This is a genomic window from Enterococcus sp. B2E4 (assembly GCF_030499455.1).
GTDB classification, from domain to species: domain Bacteria; phylum Bacillota; class Bacilli; order Lactobacillales; family Enterococcaceae; genus Enterococcus_D; species Enterococcus_D casseliflavus.
On record NZ_JAUKPK010000012.1, the window covers coordinates 132,475 to 148,236 of the forward strand.

Annotated in this window: 14 protein-coding genes; 8 read left to right on the forward strand and 6 right to left on the reverse strand. The window is 43.2% G+C overall.

Annotated elements, in window-relative coordinates; translation table 11 throughout:
* Position 1 precedes the first annotated feature (1 nt).
* Positions 2–415 carry an acetyl-CoA carboxylase biotin carboxyl carrier protein subunit gene (locus Q1X33_RS09835; protein ID WP_005230471.1) on the reverse strand — a complete coding sequence of 138 codons (414 nt, stop codon included), beginning with the start codon at positions 413–415 and terminating at the stop codon, positions 2–4.
* Positions 416–424: 9 nt separating this feature from the next.
* On the reverse strand, positions 425–772 hold the full coding sequence (locus Q1X33_RS09840) for a hypothetical protein (RefSeq protein WP_034869502.1): 348 nt from the start codon (positions 770–772) through the stop codon (positions 425–427).
* 431 nt (positions 773–1,203) lie between these two features.
* On the opposite strand from Q1X33_RS09840, the gene Q1X33_RS09845 reads away from it, so the two are divergent.
* From Q1X33_RS09845 to citG, 3 genes are all read left to right on the forward strand, one after another.
* Entirely contained in the window at positions 1,204–2,550 is a 1,347-nt protein-coding gene (locus Q1X33_RS09845; RefSeq protein ID WP_301996753.1) for a CitMHS family transporter, read from the forward strand.
* A gap of 116 nt (positions 2,551–2,666) precedes the next feature.
* Positions 2,667–3,362, forward strand: a complete 696-nt coding sequence (locus Q1X33_RS09850) for a GntR family transcriptional regulator (protein ID WP_005230494.1) — start codon at positions 2,667–2,669, stop codon at positions 3,360–3,362.
* Positions 3,355–4,218, forward strand: a complete 864-nt coding sequence (citG, locus tag Q1X33_RS09855; RefSeq protein WP_228077415.1) for a triphosphoribosyl-dephospho-CoA synthase CitG — start codon at positions 3,355–3,357, stop codon at positions 4,216–4,218. The genes Q1X33_RS09850 and citG overlap by 8 nt, the downstream gene beginning before the upstream one ends.
* On the opposite strand, the gene Q1X33_RS09860 is transcribed toward citG, so the two are convergent.
* Positions 4,195–4,911 (reverse strand): response regulator transcription factor, encoded by a 717-nt coding sequence (locus tag Q1X33_RS09860; RefSeq protein WP_005230498.1) that lies wholly within the window; start codon positions 4,909–4,911, stop codon positions 4,195–4,197. The two genes, citG and Q1X33_RS09860, sit on opposite strands and share 24 nt — an antisense overlap.
* Positions 4,912–4,964: 53 nt before the next feature.
* Here Q1X33_RS09860 and Q1X33_RS09865 point away from each other — a divergent pair, with 53 nt between their 5' ends.
* Complete coding sequence (locus Q1X33_RS09865; protein ID WP_005230500.1) at positions 4,965–6,770, forward strand: sensor histidine kinase; 1,806 nt, start codon at positions 4,965–4,967, stop codon at positions 6,768–6,770.
* Between the two features lie 15 nt (positions 6,771–6,785).
* Here the strand turns inward: Q1X33_RS09865 and Q1X33_RS09870 are convergent, their stop codons facing one another.
* Entirely contained in the window at positions 6,786–7,205 is a 420-nt protein-coding gene (locus Q1X33_RS09870; protein WP_034869496.1) for a phosphate-starvation-inducible PsiE family protein, read from the reverse strand.
* 477 nt (positions 7,206–7,682) lie between these two features.
* Here Q1X33_RS09870 and Q1X33_RS09875 point away from each other — a divergent pair, with 477 nt between their 5' ends.
* The gene (locus Q1X33_RS09875) at positions 7,683–9,206 is read left to right on the forward strand and encodes a flavocytochrome c (RefSeq protein ID WP_015510577.1); all 1,524 of its coding nucleotides are present in this window, start codon (positions 7,683–7,685) and stop codon (positions 9,204–9,206) included.
* A 277-nt stretch (positions 9,207–9,483) separates the two neighbouring features.
* Positions 9,484–10,866: a lytic polysaccharide monooxygenase gene (locus Q1X33_RS09880; RefSeq protein ID WP_301969657.1), complete on the forward strand. Its 1,383-nt coding sequence runs from the start codon at positions 9,484–9,486 to the stop codon at positions 10,864–10,866.
* Positions 10,867–11,046: 180 nt separating this feature from the next.
* Here the strand turns inward: Q1X33_RS09880 and Q1X33_RS09885 are convergent, their stop codons facing one another.
* The gene (locus Q1X33_RS09885) at positions 11,047–12,327 is read right to left on the reverse strand and encodes a 2-hydroxycarboxylate transporter family protein (RefSeq protein ID WP_005230514.1); all 1,281 of its coding nucleotides are present in this window, start codon (positions 12,325–12,327) and stop codon (positions 11,047–11,049) included.
* Between the two features lie 13 nt (positions 12,328–12,340).
* Positions 12,341–14,002 (reverse strand): malolactic enzyme, encoded by a 1,662-nt coding sequence (locus Q1X33_RS09890; protein ID WP_276527804.1) that lies wholly within the window; start codon positions 14,000–14,002, stop codon positions 12,341–12,343.
* 116 nt (positions 14,003–14,118) lie between these two features.
* Between Q1X33_RS09890 and Q1X33_RS09895 the strand changes: the two genes are divergently transcribed.
* Together Q1X33_RS09895 and Q1X33_RS09900 are read left to right on the forward strand one after the other, a co-directional pair.
* Entirely contained in the window at positions 14,119–15,015 is an 897-nt protein-coding gene (locus tag Q1X33_RS09895) for a LysR family transcriptional regulator (protein WP_005230517.1), read from the forward strand.
* Positions 15,016–15,292: 277 nt separating this feature from the next.
* Complete coding sequence (locus Q1X33_RS09900) at positions 15,293–15,436, forward strand: putative holin-like toxin (RefSeq protein WP_015510573.1); 144 nt, start codon at positions 15,293–15,295, stop codon at positions 15,434–15,436.
* The last annotated feature ends 326 nt before the right edge of the window (positions 15,437–15,762 follow it).

The following is a 15,762-nucleotide window of genomic DNA, read 5'->3' on the forward strand; positions in this document are numbered from 1 at the left end:
ATTAGCCGATCGTAATCAGCAGTTCTCCTGGGTTGACCATGTCGCCCGCATTGACTGCAATCGCAACCACGGTTCCTGCTTTTGGTGCCACGATCTCATTTTCCATCTTCATGGCTTCTAAAATCATCAACGACTGATTTTCTTGTACAGTATCACCTACATTGACCAAGAGACGTAAAATCGTTCCCGGCATCGGAGAATGAATCGGCTCGCCATCAGCAGGAAGCGTAGCTGGCGCTGGCTGCGGTGCTACTTCTGGTTCTGGTGTGCTGACTGCCTCTGGTTGAGCAGGTACCGCTGCAGGAGCCGGTGTTGGCACTGCTGGGGCAGGAGCGGTAGGTTGCGGCGCACCGATTTCTTCCATTTCGACAAGGTATTCTTGCCCATCGATCGCTATTTTAAATTTACGTAACATGTTTTTCCCTCACTTGTTTTCATTTTTTTTGGCTATTTTTTTGATTGTGAACTGAGAATCAGGCAGCTCTCCTGCGGCAATACTGGCAGCAATCAGGGCGACTCGCTTAAATTCAGGATTGCGTTTCTCAATTCTTCGAATGACAAACTGACTTTCAGGGTAACATTCAGCCCCTAGTGCGGCGGCTATCAGACTGACTAATGGATAATCTTCTGCAGGCGCTGGCTGATAGCTCGACACTTCTTGCCAATCAGACGCGGGTGGATCCGTTATCATTTCCTGTGGCTTCAAAGGGGAGCTGACAGGCGCATCAGGTTCATCATGCGTTTTTTTGAACAATCTTTTAATAAGATTCATGGGTTTCTCCTTTCTCAATGATTCGTTCCCTTTCATTATAGAAACTCCCGTTCAATCAGCGAGATTTATTTCGGCTAAAAATTGTTTTTTCAGTGTTCCTTTTTTAAAAAAAGAGCGAAAAACCTTAGTAAACGTTGATTTATCAAGGTTTTTCTTGCGTTAATATTCTGTTAAGAACTTTTTAAACGAAAAATAAGATTTGAAAAGAGAAATTGTTTTTTTGCTGTTCTTTTTTAAAACGGGTCTTTTTTTCTATTTCTTGATTGTTTATTCTTAGACGTGTAAAGCATTCAATAACATTATTTCCTTTAAGAAAAGAAAAAGATTCACAAACTAGTGACGCTTGTCGCTAACAAATTACGGGCCTGTAATTTTTTTAAAATGTTTTTTGATAACGCTTACACATTTCGGTGCATGAAAGGAAGAAGAAAATGTTCTTAACGATTTTATCCTATGCTATGATTATTGTCTTCATGTTCGTCATCATGAAGAAAAAAATGTCACCCTTTACATCCTTAGTAATTATCCCATTACTATTTACCCTCGTTGCGATGGTTGCTGGTGTTTCAGAAAAAGGCAATATCGGTGATTTTGTCCTTGAGGGAATCTCCACCACAGCCAACACAGGGATCATGTTGCTGTTTGCGATTTTGTACTTTTCCATTATGTTGGATGCGGGATTGTTTGATCCAATCACGAAAAAAATGATTTATTTTGCTAAAGGCGATCCGATGAAAGTCTTGATGGCAACGGCAGTCGTTGCCGCTGCAGTCTCTTTGAACGGTGATGGAACGACCACGACCTTGATCTGTTGTTCTGCGTTTATTCCCATCTATAAGAAGTTGAATATGAAAATGATGAACCTTGGTGTCTTGATCATTTTGCAAAACACCATCATGAACTTGTTGCCATGGGGAGGACCGACTGCTCGGGCAATGGCCGTGCTGGAAGTTGATGCGGATATTCTTTCTTATTTGTTGCCAGGAATGATTTTGTCTCTGCTCTATGTGGTATTCTTTGTAGCTCGCAGAATGGGGATCCAAGAACGGAAACGTTTAGGAGTTACCGAGCTGACGAACGATGAGATTTTAGAAATGACAACTGTGACTGATCCTGATACATTAGCGATCCGCCGTCCGAAAAACTTTGTCTTCAACGGTATCTTAACGATCGTCTTGATTGGCTGGTTAGTAGCAAGCTCCTTTATCTCTAGTATCGCTTTACCACCAATCTTGTTATTCCTAGTAGGTACGTGTATCGCATTGATGGTCAACTACCCAGTCTTGAAAGACCAGTCGTCACGGATCGGTGCCAACGGTGGTGACGCCGTGCAAGTCGTAATTTTAGTTTTTGCAGCAGGCGACTTCATGGGCTTGTTCCAAGGCTCAGGGATGGCAACGGCTTTGGCGAATAGCTTCACGCAAATCATCCCTAAACAATTGGCTGGTTTCTGGGGCTTAGTCATTGCCCTGATTTCTGCACCTGGGACCTTCTTTATTTCCAATGACGGATTTTACTTTGGGGTCCTGCCAGTCTTAGCAGAAGCAGGTCGTTCGTATGGTTTCACCAATATGCAGATGGCCTTAGCCTCTTTAATGGGCCAAGCGTTCCACTTGTTAAGTCCATTGGTTGCCTTCATCTACTTGCTATTGCGCTTGACGGGCTTAGATATGGGGCAATGGCAAAAAGAAGCTGCGAAATACGCACTGGGGATTTTCGTGATCTTCGTCGTTACGATCGTGCTATTAGGTCACATGCCGTTTTATATTCCACAGTAATTTCATACAGAAACTATCGAGCAGGCTGCCATTTTGCTCGGTAGTTTTCCTTGTTTATCGATAAACTTATTTTTTCCCAAAAATCTCATTTGTTTTTAGTATGATAGGAGTAAATCATGAATCCAATTATTGATGCAGTAAATAAAAATCTGGATCTGACCAAAAATAAACCATTAAAAGATTTGATCTATGAAGCATTCAAAAAAACCATCATTTTAGGAGATATTCCCGCAGGCTCTCGCATCAATGAGAAAGAATTTTCCGATACGCTAAATATCAGCCGAACCCCGATTCGTTACGCCATGACTCAGCTCGTGGCTGAAAAACTGGTGGAGCATGTGCCAAAAATCGGCATCGTCGTAAAAGGGATCAGTATTAAAGATGCTTATGAGATTTACGATATCCGTAAATCATTGGATACGTTAGCGACCATCAAAGCGATGGACTTGATGACTGAGGAAGATTTCCAGGAGATGCGCTGCTTGTTAGAACATGGCGAACAGCTGAATCGTGAGGATGATGTGGATGGGGTCTTGAAAAACTTTTCGGACTTCAATGCGTTTATTTACGAAAAAAGTCAAATGCTGCGGTTAAAAAGTATCGTGCTAGATCTGCAAGCGTACCTCGTGTATTTTCGTGACATTGCGATTCGCTCTTCTAGAAGAAGGGATGCGGCATTGGCGGAACATTGGCTGATTTATCGCGGCATGAGAACCAATGACACGGAACAGATCACGTTGTTGACCCATGAACATTTGGATCACTCCCTGCAATTTATTCTTGCTGAAATGGAGCGAAGAAAAATTGACTGATTCCCGTCTTTTTACCGCCAGCAACTATGCAGTCAATGCGCTGCACTATGAGGTAGCGTTAGCACCCAAGCCTGGTTTAGTAGATCCTTGCTCCTCTGGTGCGCATCAGGACATGAATGTGTTTACCTTTATCAACAGTATCACTTGTTTGGCGCCGTTTTTTCAGCGCTATAGCCAAGCGGGCTTTGCCCATACAGGCTCGCTGATCCAGCTATTTGACCAGTTACGAGAGATCGGTCAAGAAGCAGAAGAAGCGATGCTTCAGGCAACCAAAGGCATCAATACCCACAAAGGGGCAAATTTTTCCTTTGCAGTTTTGTTGGGGGCGACAGGAGTCTATTATCAACAAAATGGCAAGGCGGAGCTGACGGCTGAAGATACCAATCAGATCCTGCAGCTTGCCGCTGATATCTGCCAGCATTTGGTCAAGCAAGACCTGCAGCAAATCACCCACAAAGACCAATTGTCTTATGGAGAAAAAAATTATTTGACCTACGGCACGATGGGGATTCGTGGAGAAGCTGCAGCTGGGTATCCAACGGTCAAAAAACTGCTGGAGTACTTGCGGCAGCAATCGCAAAAAAACTCCGTTTCCTTGTTGCGCGGATTGGTCTATCTAATGAGTGAAACCGAAGACAGCAACCTTGTCCATCGAGGAGGTTACGAGGCGATGAAGACCGTGCAGCAGGAGATGCAAAAAATTCACCAAGCCAATCTGTCAGATACAGACTTGCTTCGTGAATTAACGATCTATGATCAAGTATTGATCGCACGCCATTTGAGTCCCGGCGGCTCGGCGGATCTTTTAGCATTGGCGCTTTATTTCTTGCAGCTAGAAGGCGTCTCCTTCTGGTAAAAAGGTATAGCCGATCCCCCAAACGGTTTTTAAAAAGCGGGCGTGCTTCGGCTCATCTTCAATTTTGTTTCGCAGATGATTGATAAAAACCATCACGGTATTGGCATCGAATTGGCCATCTTGCCAGACATTGCTGTAAATCTGTTCTTTCGAGAACACTTGATCTGGATTTTCCATGAAAAAGCGCATCAGCATGATTTCTTTTGAAGACAACTTGATGGGCTGATCATTTTTGAAAAACTGATAGCGTTTTTGGTCAAAACGAAACATGCCGCTGCACAGATCGCCTTCCGGTTTGGCGATCCCTTTTTCTCGCAGCACGTTGCGGCGATCAAGAATCGAAACGATTTGTGCTTTTAAGAGTGCTGGTGAAAAAGGCTTCGTAATGTAGTGATCGGCGCCAATCTCATAGCCGTTGATCATGTCTTTTTCGTCACTTTTTCCGCTCAAAAAAACGATCGGCACCGTGGGGTTTTCTTCCCGAATCAGTTGTGCCAAATGATAGCCGTCATTTTCATGCTCTAAACTGATATCCAGTAAAAAAAGATCAAAGCTGACACGAGAGTTGATCGCAATCGTTTTTTCAACGGAATCGGTCTGGTAGATCAAAATACCCGTCGACTGTAAAGATTTCCAAATCAGCCGCCGAATGGCAGGGTCATCATCAACGATTAAAATTTTTTCATCTCGCAAAATATCCGCCTCCTGTATCAATAGTATTATAGTAAATATGAAAGGGGTTTACAATGAAACCGCCATCAAAGTTTTGGCTGTATTTAAGTGTGGTCGCTACCTTATTCATTACACTGATTGGACTTATTTTTACCTTTACAAGTTATAAAAGCGCACAAAGACAAGCTGAAACCGTCGGGTTGCGGCAGTTGGAAACGGTCAACCAAGCGGCGATCAAGCTGATCAGCCGCAGTATCGAATCGTACCACATGGCTCTTGCCAATTATGCCGATGACCACCTCGAAGGCGCCGCCTTGGCTGACTTGCAGCGGCCTTTAACGTTACCAGTGATCAATTCTGCGAACAATGCCATGGTCGGATTGTTTTTGATCAACCAACAAGGTCAGGTCATCGCCCAAAATACCGCAACGGCGGTCAATAAACCAGAAGATCCGCCGGTGCAAGAATTGTTATTCAAAGACCCATCCTTAGACAAAGTATTGGCAGGACGGCAGGTACAAAATGGGCAAGTCTATTTTGATGGCAAGCAGGCCTATTTAAATGTGTATCAGTCCCTAACCCTTGACGACAAAGAAGCGGTTCTTGTGATGCCTTTGAATCTGCAGCGCATGTATCATCATGAATTTACCACCGATCGCAATGTTTCCGGCTATACGATGGTCAAAAACGCCGATATGCGGATCGTTATGCACCCATCGGACGAACAAATTGGTTTTTCCATCGTTGAGAGCCGCAAAAAAGAATTTCCAGAGCTGGATTTCACCGATCTTGAGCGCTTGGAGCAAGAACAAATCGACAATGAAGAAGGCACCTCCGTCTATTATTCTTATTGGTGGAACGAAGAAACACTGCAAAAAGTGCTGAAATTGGCTGCTTATCAATGGATCACCATAGGCGACAGTCGGCTGATCGTCGCTAGCAATGCCGATTTTTTGGAGCAAAGCGGTCTCTTTTTACAAGACAACTTGATTTTGATCGGCCTACTGGGTTTGTTGTTTGTCATTATGATTTTATTGACCGTCCTGATCAAAAACTACATGAAACGCAATCAAGCCTATGTCGAAAACCAAGCATTGAAAGAACGACAACGGCTGTTAAAAGAAAAGCACGAAATCGAAAAAAACATTTTGCAAGAATCAAAACTGGAAACCATTGGCTTGCTAACGACCTCGATCGTCCATGACCTAAACAACTTTTTGACGCCAATGATTGGTCATCTGCAATTGCTGATCGAGGAAAACCAACACGATGAAGTCTTGATGGAGGATTTGCAAGAAGTCTGCAAAGCAGCAGAAAAAGGCAAAGAGTTATCTAGCAATGTGCTGCGTTTTTCGAAACTCGAAAGTGCCGACAAAAATGTGCAGTCAATTGCCGCCACCTTGACAGAGGCCATCGATACTATGCGTGCGCTGTTGCCAAAAGCCTTTTCCCTTACGTATGATATCCAAGAAGTAGGATATGCCGTCTACGAGAAGATCGATCTGCAAGTCATTATTTACAATTTGTTGATGAATGTATACCAAGCAAATGCCGATTGCAGCATTCGCTTGAGCCGCACTTCGACAGAAAGCGCCACCTTTCTGTTTCGTAAGCAAGCTTTCTCCGCGCAACAGGAGTTTGCTTTGATCGAAATCTCCGACAACGGTCCCGGCATACCAGAAGCGATCCAAGAAAAAATCTTTACCCGCTTTTTCACGACCAAGAGTGCCACTGGCGGTACTGGTCTAGGACTCTTCACTGTCTCTTCGATCGTGGAAAAAAACGATTGGTTGATTGATGTTACAAGTACGCCTAAAGGAACCACCTTTTATATTGGTATCCCTCTAACTGATCCCGAAAAAGCCGCTGAAAGTAACTGATCCAATGGGGTGGTTTCAGTGGTCTTTTTCTTGGGTATGTTGGAAGGCATTGATTTTTTGCAGGACTAGCAAGACGAGTACCAAAACAAAGATCGCTAAAGCAAAAAATAGGGCATCGTTCGCCATACCTTCCGTCAACAATAACTCGCGCAAAATCGCAGTAATGCTGATCAGAATCAAGTAACGGACGGGAATATGGTGTCCGTCCTTCATATACCGCAGCAACATCAAAATGATTTCTAATAAAATGAATAACGTGGCAATTTCTTCAATCAAAAAGGACAGGTGGGGCGCTTCACTTAAGGGAAAGAGCGTCGTGCTGATCATAAAAATCGCTTTTCCCATAAAAATCAAGACGACAACGACTAAGATCGCCAACATGCTATCAATACAAATACTGATCACTCGCTCGAACATTCGGGTCAATTTTTCCATTCGCCACTCCATTTCTGCTTTTTCTTTTATTATACAAAAGAAGACGCAGAGCAAAGGGAAAAGAACAGAGAAAGAACAATCGCGGCCATATCTTTTTGACCGTAAGCTTAACGATCCTTCTATGAGCGTGTCTTTTGTGATAGCTTTCAATAGCAGAAAGTAGCGAGAAAAATATATTATCTTTTTTCGGCAAAATTAGAAAACAATGAGAATCAATAGTTAAAATAAACACAAATTATTACGGGACACTTAGTTTCTTTTTTTGTTACAATGGTTAAATAAAATAGAACGCTGTTAAAATGTTGCTTAAACAATGTTTTTGTCGCTATCGAATAGAAAAATAGTCCGATCGCAAGATGTTTATCATTGTTAATAAAGTAACAAGTTGGCAGAGTTCGCAAGAAAAATGCTGCTTTTCTTATCGTATATGACGGGGATCAGTGAGGAGAAAAGAGCAAGAAAAACGGAGGGAAACAAATGAAAAAAAGTGGATGGTCAAAATGGGTGATTGGGGCAGCCTCATTATTGTTGCTTAGTGCATGTGGCGCCGATGGCGGAACAAAAGCCAGCAGCAGTGCGGCAAGCTCTTCTTCAGAAAGTGAAGTCACTTCAGGTGCTTCCCAACAAGAGTATACCGATCCAGCAGAGTTAAAAGATCAATATGATATCGTCATCGTTGGTGCTGGCGGTGCAGGGATGGCAGCAGCCTTGTCGGCTAAAGATGCTGGAATGAATCCAGTCATTTTAGAAAAAATGCCGATCGCAGGCGGAAATACCTTGAAATCTTCTGGCGGAATGAACGCATCAGAAACCAAGTTCCAAGAAGCCCAAGGCATTGAAGATTCCAATGAACTATTTTTTGAAGATACCCTAAAAGGTGGTAAAGGAACCAACGATCAAGATCTGCTGCATTATTTAGTAGACAACTCTGCTTCAGCGATTGATTGGTTGGATTCAATGGGGATCACTTTAGACAATATCAGCTATAGCGGCGGTGCCAGTGTAAAACGGATCCATCGTCCTCACGACGGTTCAGCAGTCGGTACGTACTTGGTGGATGGTTTGTTGAGAAACATTCATGAGCAAGAAATTCCTTTATTTGTAAATGCTGATGTGACAAAAATCAATGAAACAGACGGCAAAGTCACTGGCGTCAACGTGAAAATCAATGGCGAAGAAAAAGAAATCGCTGGTGATGCAGTGGTTGTTACTACTGGTGGTTTTGGCTCCAACAAAGAACTGATCGAAAAATATCGTCCAGATCTGAAAGGCTATGTCAGCACGACTTCTGAAGGAAGTACAGGCGATGGCATCAAGATGATCGAAGAATTAGGCGGCGCAACGGTTGATATGGATCAAATCCAAGTCCATCCAACAGTGGTTCAAGATACAGGTATGTTGATCAGTGAAACCGTTCGTGGAGAAGGCGCCATTTTGGTGAACCAACAAGGGGAACGTTTCTACAATGAATTAGAAACCCGCGACAATGTTTCAGCTGCTATTACGGATCTGCCAGAAAGCTATGCCTACTTGATTTTTGACAATGCGTTAGCAGGTAGAGCCAAACAAGTCGATTACTACAAAGAACAAGGTGTAGTGGTAGAAGCCGACACCATCGAAGCCTTAGCTGAAAAAATCGATGTCGATCCAGCAACCTTGAAGAAAACTTTAGATACATGGAACCAAGCAGTGGCAGACAAAGCCGACAAAGATTTCGGTCGTGAAACGGCGATGGACTATGATTTGACGGAAGGACCATTCTATGCGATTCAAATTGCACCTGGGATCCACCATACAATGGGCGGCGTCAAGATCAATACGAAGACCCAAGTGTTGAAAGAAGATGGCACACCAATTACTGGCTTGTATGCAGCAGGTGAAGTGACCGGCGGTATCCACGGACAAAATCGAATCGGCGGCAATGCTGTAGCCGACATTATGGTCTTTGGTCGCCAAGCAGGCGCGCAATCCTCTGATTATGTGAAAGAAAACGGGAAATAAGCGGCTGTTTTTTCCTAAAAAAGATCGTCTATAAAGAAATAAACTTGGAACGAATCCTCTTAAGCGATTAGGAGGAGAATCGTTTCAAGTTTTTTTGTATTTCTAACTGAAAGGACGAAAAACTAGTCATTATAATCTTATAATGATTAATTCGTTTATCATACATATATAAATAAACTATTTATAAATGTAGGGTTTGCTTTTCAATGAATCGGAATCAAGGAATAAACGGATAGGATTGGTTTATTCGATGATAAAAAATTTTAGGAGGCAGATTATGAAAAACGCATTGGTAAAATGGTCGGTCGGGGTGGCAATCTTACTTGGAGGGACCTTGTTCTTCACGGGGAAACAAGTATTTGCTCATGGTTATGTGGAATCACCGGTCAGTCGGGGCTATCAAGGGTCTTTGGATCGCAATACGTTAGGGTGGAGCGCTGCGTTTGAGAAATATGGCAATGTCATTTCAAACCCACAATCATTGGAAACTAAAAAAGGCTTTCCAGAAGCAGGACCAGTAGATGGTCGCATCGCTTCAGCAGATGGTGGACTCGGACAAATCGGGGACTTTGTTCTTGATGAACAAGGAACCAATCGTTGGACCAAACAAGACATCAATCAAGGACCATTGCGGGTCAACTGGCATTATACAGCGCCTCACAAGACCACAAAATGGCATTACTATATCACGAAACCAGGATGGGATCAAAACGCGCCACTTTCAAGAGATAGCTTGGAATTGATCGCTACTGTGAATCACGATGGATCGGCTGCCAGCAATAGCCCAAGCCATACCATTACCATTCCAGAAAATCGTCTCGGTTACCATGTCATTTTAGCGGTCTGGGATGTTGCCGATACGCCAAATGCCTTTTATAACGTGATCGACGTTAACGTTTCTGGTTCAACAGTCATTCCTGAAAAACCAGCAGCACCGGCAAATGTCCGCTCAGAACGAGTGACTAGCAGCACGGTGGCTTTAGCATGGAACGGTCAAACCGATGCGAAAGAATACAACGTGTATCGCGATGGTGCCTTAGTGGCAACGACTACTGAGCCAACCTTTACCGACACGCAATTAAAAGCCAACACAACCTATAGCTATCAAGTAGAAGCTGTCGGCTTTACGGCGTTAGTTTCAGAAAAAAGTGCTGCAGTGAAAGTGACTACCTCAGCAGACAATCAAGTCGAAACCCCTTCGACACCAGGCAACCTGCATCAAATGAGCGTGACAGACAGCAGCGTTTCCTTAATGTGGCAAGCATCGACTCATACAAATGGGATCGCTGGATATGATGTTTACCGCAATGGCGTCAAAATTGCTACGGCCACAGGAACAACCTATGAAGACACGAATCTAGCAGCGTATACAACCTACAATTACCAAATCAAAGCAATCAGCAAAACGGGCGAACAATCCGCTTTCAGTAACCAGCTGAGCGTGAAAACCAATGCCAAAGAAGAAACGGAAACACCTGGAGGCGGGGAGTCAGAATACCGTGTGTGGAAACTAGGTACTTTCTCTGCACCAGAAGTGTATACAAGCGGTGAAATCGTGAGCCATAAAGGCAGCAATTATGTCGTGATTAACACCCACTCAAATTACGGGGACACCACTTGGTCTCCTGATCAAGCACCAACCTTGTTTCAGAAGCTGTAACCCTTGAATGAATCAGTAACGCAAGAGCAGTGCGGTGGCACTGCTCTTTTTGACTCTTTTATGAGGAAATGATTGAACCTTTGTTTGATTCGTGCAACCAATTGGACGAATTCGTTTGAGGAATGCAAAAACAGGTGCTGCTATGCATCATGCGTAGCAGCACCTGTTTTTTGTTCTTGATCAAGAATAGAAGAAACGGATCAAGATCCCACCTAAAATCAGCACGATCGCACCACATAAACGGTTGGCCATTTGGGCAAAAGCAATCATTTCCATTCTATCAGAGGCAGACAATACAGCGATATTGCCTGTTCCCCCCATGGAGTTGTTGATCATACCGGCGCCAATTGCGGTTTCAACGGGGTACATCCCCAATACCATCCCGAAGAACCAGCTGGCAGCCCCCATAGATACGACACTGGTTAGGCAAAGCACGACAAATTGCCAAGTAAAGGCAGAGGCCAATGTTGACAGATCGATCAATGCCAAACCAATCCCCGCCAAGACCGCGTGGGTCAAATTCGTCATCACAACATTGTTGAACATCACCACAGAATCTTCGAGTTTCTTAGGGACAATGTTCAAGGCTTTTAGAATAAAGACAATCACGATCATAAAGGCATACTCGTGAATTTTAGGGAAAAAGTCGCTTAAAATCGCACCAACGACCAACAGTGAGAAGGAAAAGAGCATCCCGACCCCGATTTGTTGGGCATCAAGCGTTATTTTTGGTTTTTCTAATTCTTCTTTCGTGGCATTGATCAGTGTACCATGGCCATTGTATTTGGTTTTAGCAAAGGCCTTAGCGATAAATAAAGCACCAATAATGGCAAGAATATTCCCGAAAGTAACTGCTGGCGCTAATTGAGAAAAGATGGCAGCTTGATTGCCGTTTGCCAAGCCATCAGCATAAATTTGTGAAAGTGGGGTGATTCCCGCACCCATCCCGCCAGACATCATTGGTAGAGAGACATACATCACCGAATCAGCAAAGCCATTGCCTAGCAGCATACCGACAAGGCCGACGGAGAAAAAGCCTACTACCATAGTGATCAAAGCAACGGGAATGAATTTCGTAGAAGCTTTCACCAACAAATTACGGTTCATCCCTAAAATCGAGCCGCAAATCAAAGCGGCAATATAGAAATCAAGAAAGCCAAAACCGCCCCCCATGAAGTCACTGACCGCGTCAATGACTTTCGTGGGTACGAGATGGAAGGAGGCTAAAAGGGTGGCACCAAGCAGGGTAAAAACTGACCCGCCGCCAAGATAAGAATTCATGATCGGGAGTTTTTCCCCAATGAAATACAGCAGGTGTCCTAAGGCAACCAGTAAAATGGTGATCCCAACCATATTTAATGGCAACTTGTCTAAGGCAATCGCACTGAATATGACAACCATGAAAAAGAGATACAAGGGAAGACTAATTCCCGAAATCGTCATCGTTTTTAATTTATTCATTTTTCAGACCTTCCTAGTATGTTGGATACCATTTGAGATTTTGGACAGCTTTTGCCATATCGGTTTCTTGCGCTTGGGCTAACCCTTGTTCTTTGGCTTTATTGGCAACTGCTTCAGCCACTTTGATAGAAACGTCCGCAACGTATTCAAATGGTGGAAGAACTGGTGCACCGGGTTGGCTCAAGTCAACCAAACCACTTAATGAGTGAGCAGCGGCACCAATCATTTCATCGGTCAAGAGAGAGGCTTCTGAAGCCAACATACCTAACCCTAGACCAGGATAGATCAAGGCGTTGTTTGCTTGACCGATTTGGTAGTCGACCCCTTTGTATTGGATCGTTCCTGAAGGGACACCGGTTGCCACAAAGGCTTTTCCATCAGACCATTCGATTACTTGTTCAGCCGTTGCTTCTAATTTTTTGGTTGGATTCGAGATAGGGAAAATCACTGGACGAGCAGTGTTTTCACACATCGCTTCCACAACTTCTTTGGTAAAGGCACCGGCATTGGTTGAAGTACCGACCAAAATCGTTGGTTTTGCGACTTTAATGACATTGATCAATTGCGTCATATCGCCAGCATTGGCAAAGTCAGCCCGTTTTTTGGCAAATGGTTTTTGTGCAGGAGTCAAATCGGACATATCATCGAACAAAAGCCCTTGTTTGTCAACCATAAAGAAATGATTGTAGGCTTCTTCTTCTGAAAGACCTTCGCTGACCATTTCGGCATGGACACGGCTGGCAATCCCGGCACCAGCGGAACCACCGCCATAACATAAGTAGACTTGATCCGTTAATTTTTCACCTGTAATATCTAATGCGCCGAAGATACCGCCCAGTACAACGATTCCCGTTCCTTGGATATCATCATTGAAAGTTGGAATCGATTGTTTGTATTTGTCCAAAATCGTTGCAGCATTTGAACGGCCAAAGTCTTCCCAATGCAAGTAAAGTTTAGGGAACAATGATTCTGCCGTTTGAACAAATTGATCGATGAATTGGTAATAGGCATCACCGTAGACACGTTCTTGCCGATTGCCTAGATACAAATGATCCTCTAACAATTCTTTACGGTTGGTCCCAGCATCGATCACGATTGGTAAAACAGAAGCAGGGTCGATCCCAGCAGCTGCTGTATAAATCATCAATTTACCGACAGAAATATCGACACCTTGGACACCCCAGTCACCAATCCCAAGAATCCCTTCAGCGTCAGTGGCTACGATCAAGCGAATGTCCCGATCGCCAGCGGCATTTTTCAACGTTTCTTCGATGTTTTCTGGATGATTGATATCTAAGTATGCTGCATATTGAGGATCAACGAATAGGCGGCTGTAATTTTCAATGGTGTCAGCAATCGTTGGATCGTAGACGATCGGATTGAATTCAACGATATGTTGGTTGAACAAATAGTAGAACAATGTCCGATTGGTATTAAAGATCTCCATTAAAAAGTGACGTTTTTCAATGTCGGATTCTTTGGTGACATATTGTAAATAGGCTTGTTCTGCTTGTTCTTCGATCGTTTGTACGTGAGGGGGCAATAAACCGATCAACCCTAGTTCTTTTCGTTCTTCTTGCGTAAACGCGGTTCCTTTGTTTAAAAATGGGTTATTTAAAATGTCATGTGCTTTCATTATGTTCCTCCAATAGGTGTATTTTGAGTACTCGTTCATTTCCATTAGCTACTTTAATCCTCGGACAGAATTATAGTCAACTATCGGTGGTATAATAAAAATTATTTATAACAAAACCGATGCGAGCTTGAATCGGCTAAGGGAGAAATCAGACGATGAACATACGAGATTTAGAATACTTTAACGCTTTGGCAGAGATGCTTTCTTTTACGCAAGTGGCGCATAAATTTGCTGTCAGTCAACCAACCGTCAGCTACGCTATCAAACGCTTGGAAGAGCATTATGGCTGTGATTTGATCGCTCGAGAAGCCTCTCATCGCTCCATCTCATTGACGACAGAGGGGGAAATTTTGAAGGCTCATGCGCAATATATCTTAGATGAATTTGTGACCTTGGACCGAGCCATCGACCATGCTAAAAACAATCGGACCCACATCGGTTTGCCGCCAATCATTCGTTCCAAAGTCTTTTCAAAACTCTTAGATGAAAAAGAGATCATCCGCTTTATTTCGAAATTTCACTTGGTATCTGGGGGATCCAATGAATTGCTTTCAAAACTATTATCAGGAAAAATCGATTTCAGCTTGTTGGGCAGTGTCAATCCCCTCGTCCACCCGAATCTGCAGGTGAAGTTGCTGCACCAGCAAGAGTTTTTTATCTTTGTGTCAAAAGAAAATCCATTGGCAGAAAAAAAGGAAATCTCATTCGAAGAAGCTGCTGAATATCCCTTTATCCTATTGGAAAAAGGCTATACCCATATGCGCGCCTTTCAGAATTTAAGTGAGAAATCAAAGAAGAAGCCAGAAGTCCCCTTTTATTTTTCAGACGTCCAGACGATTGGCCAACTGGTCAGTTCCAATATAGGCATTACCCTGATGACGGAATTTCCCGTGTTTCAAGAAATGGAAGGCTTAGTGAAAATACCACTGGTCCCTGAAGATAAGGAGATCTTTTATATTCAATATGCCTACTTAAAGAGTGCGATGTTGAATCAAGAGGTCCAGAAGTTGATTAGGATCTTGGATGAGCTGTCTTGGGAGGATGAAGGGTGAGGAATGGGGGTTTCTTGAGGTAAGGTCAGAGAAAAATGGTGTCGGTATGTGTTCTTGAGCTGCTGAAATAAAAGGGATCTTTCAACGTGGAAAAAACAAATGGATGGTTCCTTTAAACGATGAAACGAGAAAAAAATTCCTTTACTTAGACCGTTCTTATCGCATGAAAAAACGCTGGAAGCCTTGATAAATATCGGTTTTTAGCGTGGGTTTTTGGTATAATAGTAGGACAGTAAAGTTTGTGACGGTGGCTATCTTTTGAAAGGTGGTGGTGCTTATGAAAGTAAGTGTTCACTCTTTAGAAAGGAGAAGCCTTTTGTCTGTAGCTGAAGCATTAGGGCTAATGATTAGTTTCGGTTCTTTAATCGCAACGATTATCTTTGGCATCCTAACTGCAGCAAAAAACGACAAAAAAAAGTAACCAGTCACTAAACTTTGGCGAGTTGACTGATTACTAAAATAATATAAAACTTGCCACCGTCTTAAACGGTGCTGTAGGGGAGTTGTTCACGCAACTCCTCTTTACACAGTAATTATAGCAAGATTTCGGTGAGATATCAATCATTGACGCTACAGACGTGCTATTGCACGTCTATTTTTTTGCCCTCCTAAGTGGTGGGGAGCAGCTGGAAGGTGGAGGGCAAAAAAGATCGCTTTTCTTTCTTAAAAATTTCTAAGTACTACCATTGTTCCATAATTTAATAACACATTTTCTCGGTATTATTAATCTATCGGGTACTTAAAATA

What these genes read in the sequence shown, in the direction of transcription:
- Q1X33_RS09865 (WP_005230500.1), top strand. Translation starts at nt 4,965, where the DNA reads ATGAAACCGCCATCAAAGTTTTGGCTGTATTTAAGTGTGGTCGCTACC.
- Q1X33_RS09840 (WP_034869502.1), bottom strand. Translation starts at nt 772, where the DNA reads ATGAATCTTATTAAAAGATTGTTCAAAAAAACGCATGATGAACCTGAT.
- Q1X33_RS09835 (WP_005230471.1), bottom strand. Translation starts at nt 415, where the DNA reads ATGTTACGTAAATTTAAAATAGCGATCGATGGGCAAGAATACCTTGTC.
- Q1X33_RS09895 (WP_005230517.1), top strand. Translation starts at nt 14,119, where the DNA reads ATGAACATACGAGATTTAGAATACTTTAACGCTTTGGCAGAGATGCTT.
- Q1X33_RS09890 (WP_276527804.1), bottom strand. Translation starts at nt 14,002, where the DNA reads ATGAACGAGTACTCAAAATACACCTATTGGAGGAACATAATGAAAGCA.
- Q1X33_RS09885 (WP_005230514.1), bottom strand. Translation starts at nt 12,327, where the DNA reads ATGAATAAATTAAAAACGATGACGATTTCGGGAATTAGTCTTCCCTTG.
- Q1X33_RS09880 (WP_301969657.1), top strand. Translation starts at nt 9,484, where the DNA reads ATGAAAAACGCATTGGTAAAATGGTCGGTCGGGGTGGCAATCTTACTT.
- Q1X33_RS09875 (WP_015510577.1), top strand. Translation starts at nt 7,683, where the DNA reads ATGAAAAAAAGTGGATGGTCAAAATGGGTGATTGGGGCAGCCTCATTA.
- Q1X33_RS09845 (WP_301996753.1), top strand. Translation starts at nt 1,204, where the DNA reads ATGTTCTTAACGATTTTATCCTATGCTATGATTATTGTCTTCATGTTC.
- Q1X33_RS09900 (WP_015510573.1), top strand. Translation starts at nt 15,293, where the DNA reads ATGAAAGTAAGTGTTCACTCTTTAGAAAGGAGAAGCCTTTTGTCTGTA.
- Q1X33_RS09870 (WP_034869496.1), bottom strand. Translation starts at nt 7,205, where the DNA reads ATGGAAAAATTGACCCGAATGTTCGAGCGAGTGATCAGTATTTGTATT.
- Q1X33_RS09850 (WP_005230494.1), top strand. Translation starts at nt 2,667, where the DNA reads ATGAATCCAATTATTGATGCAGTAAATAAAAATCTGGATCTGACCAAA.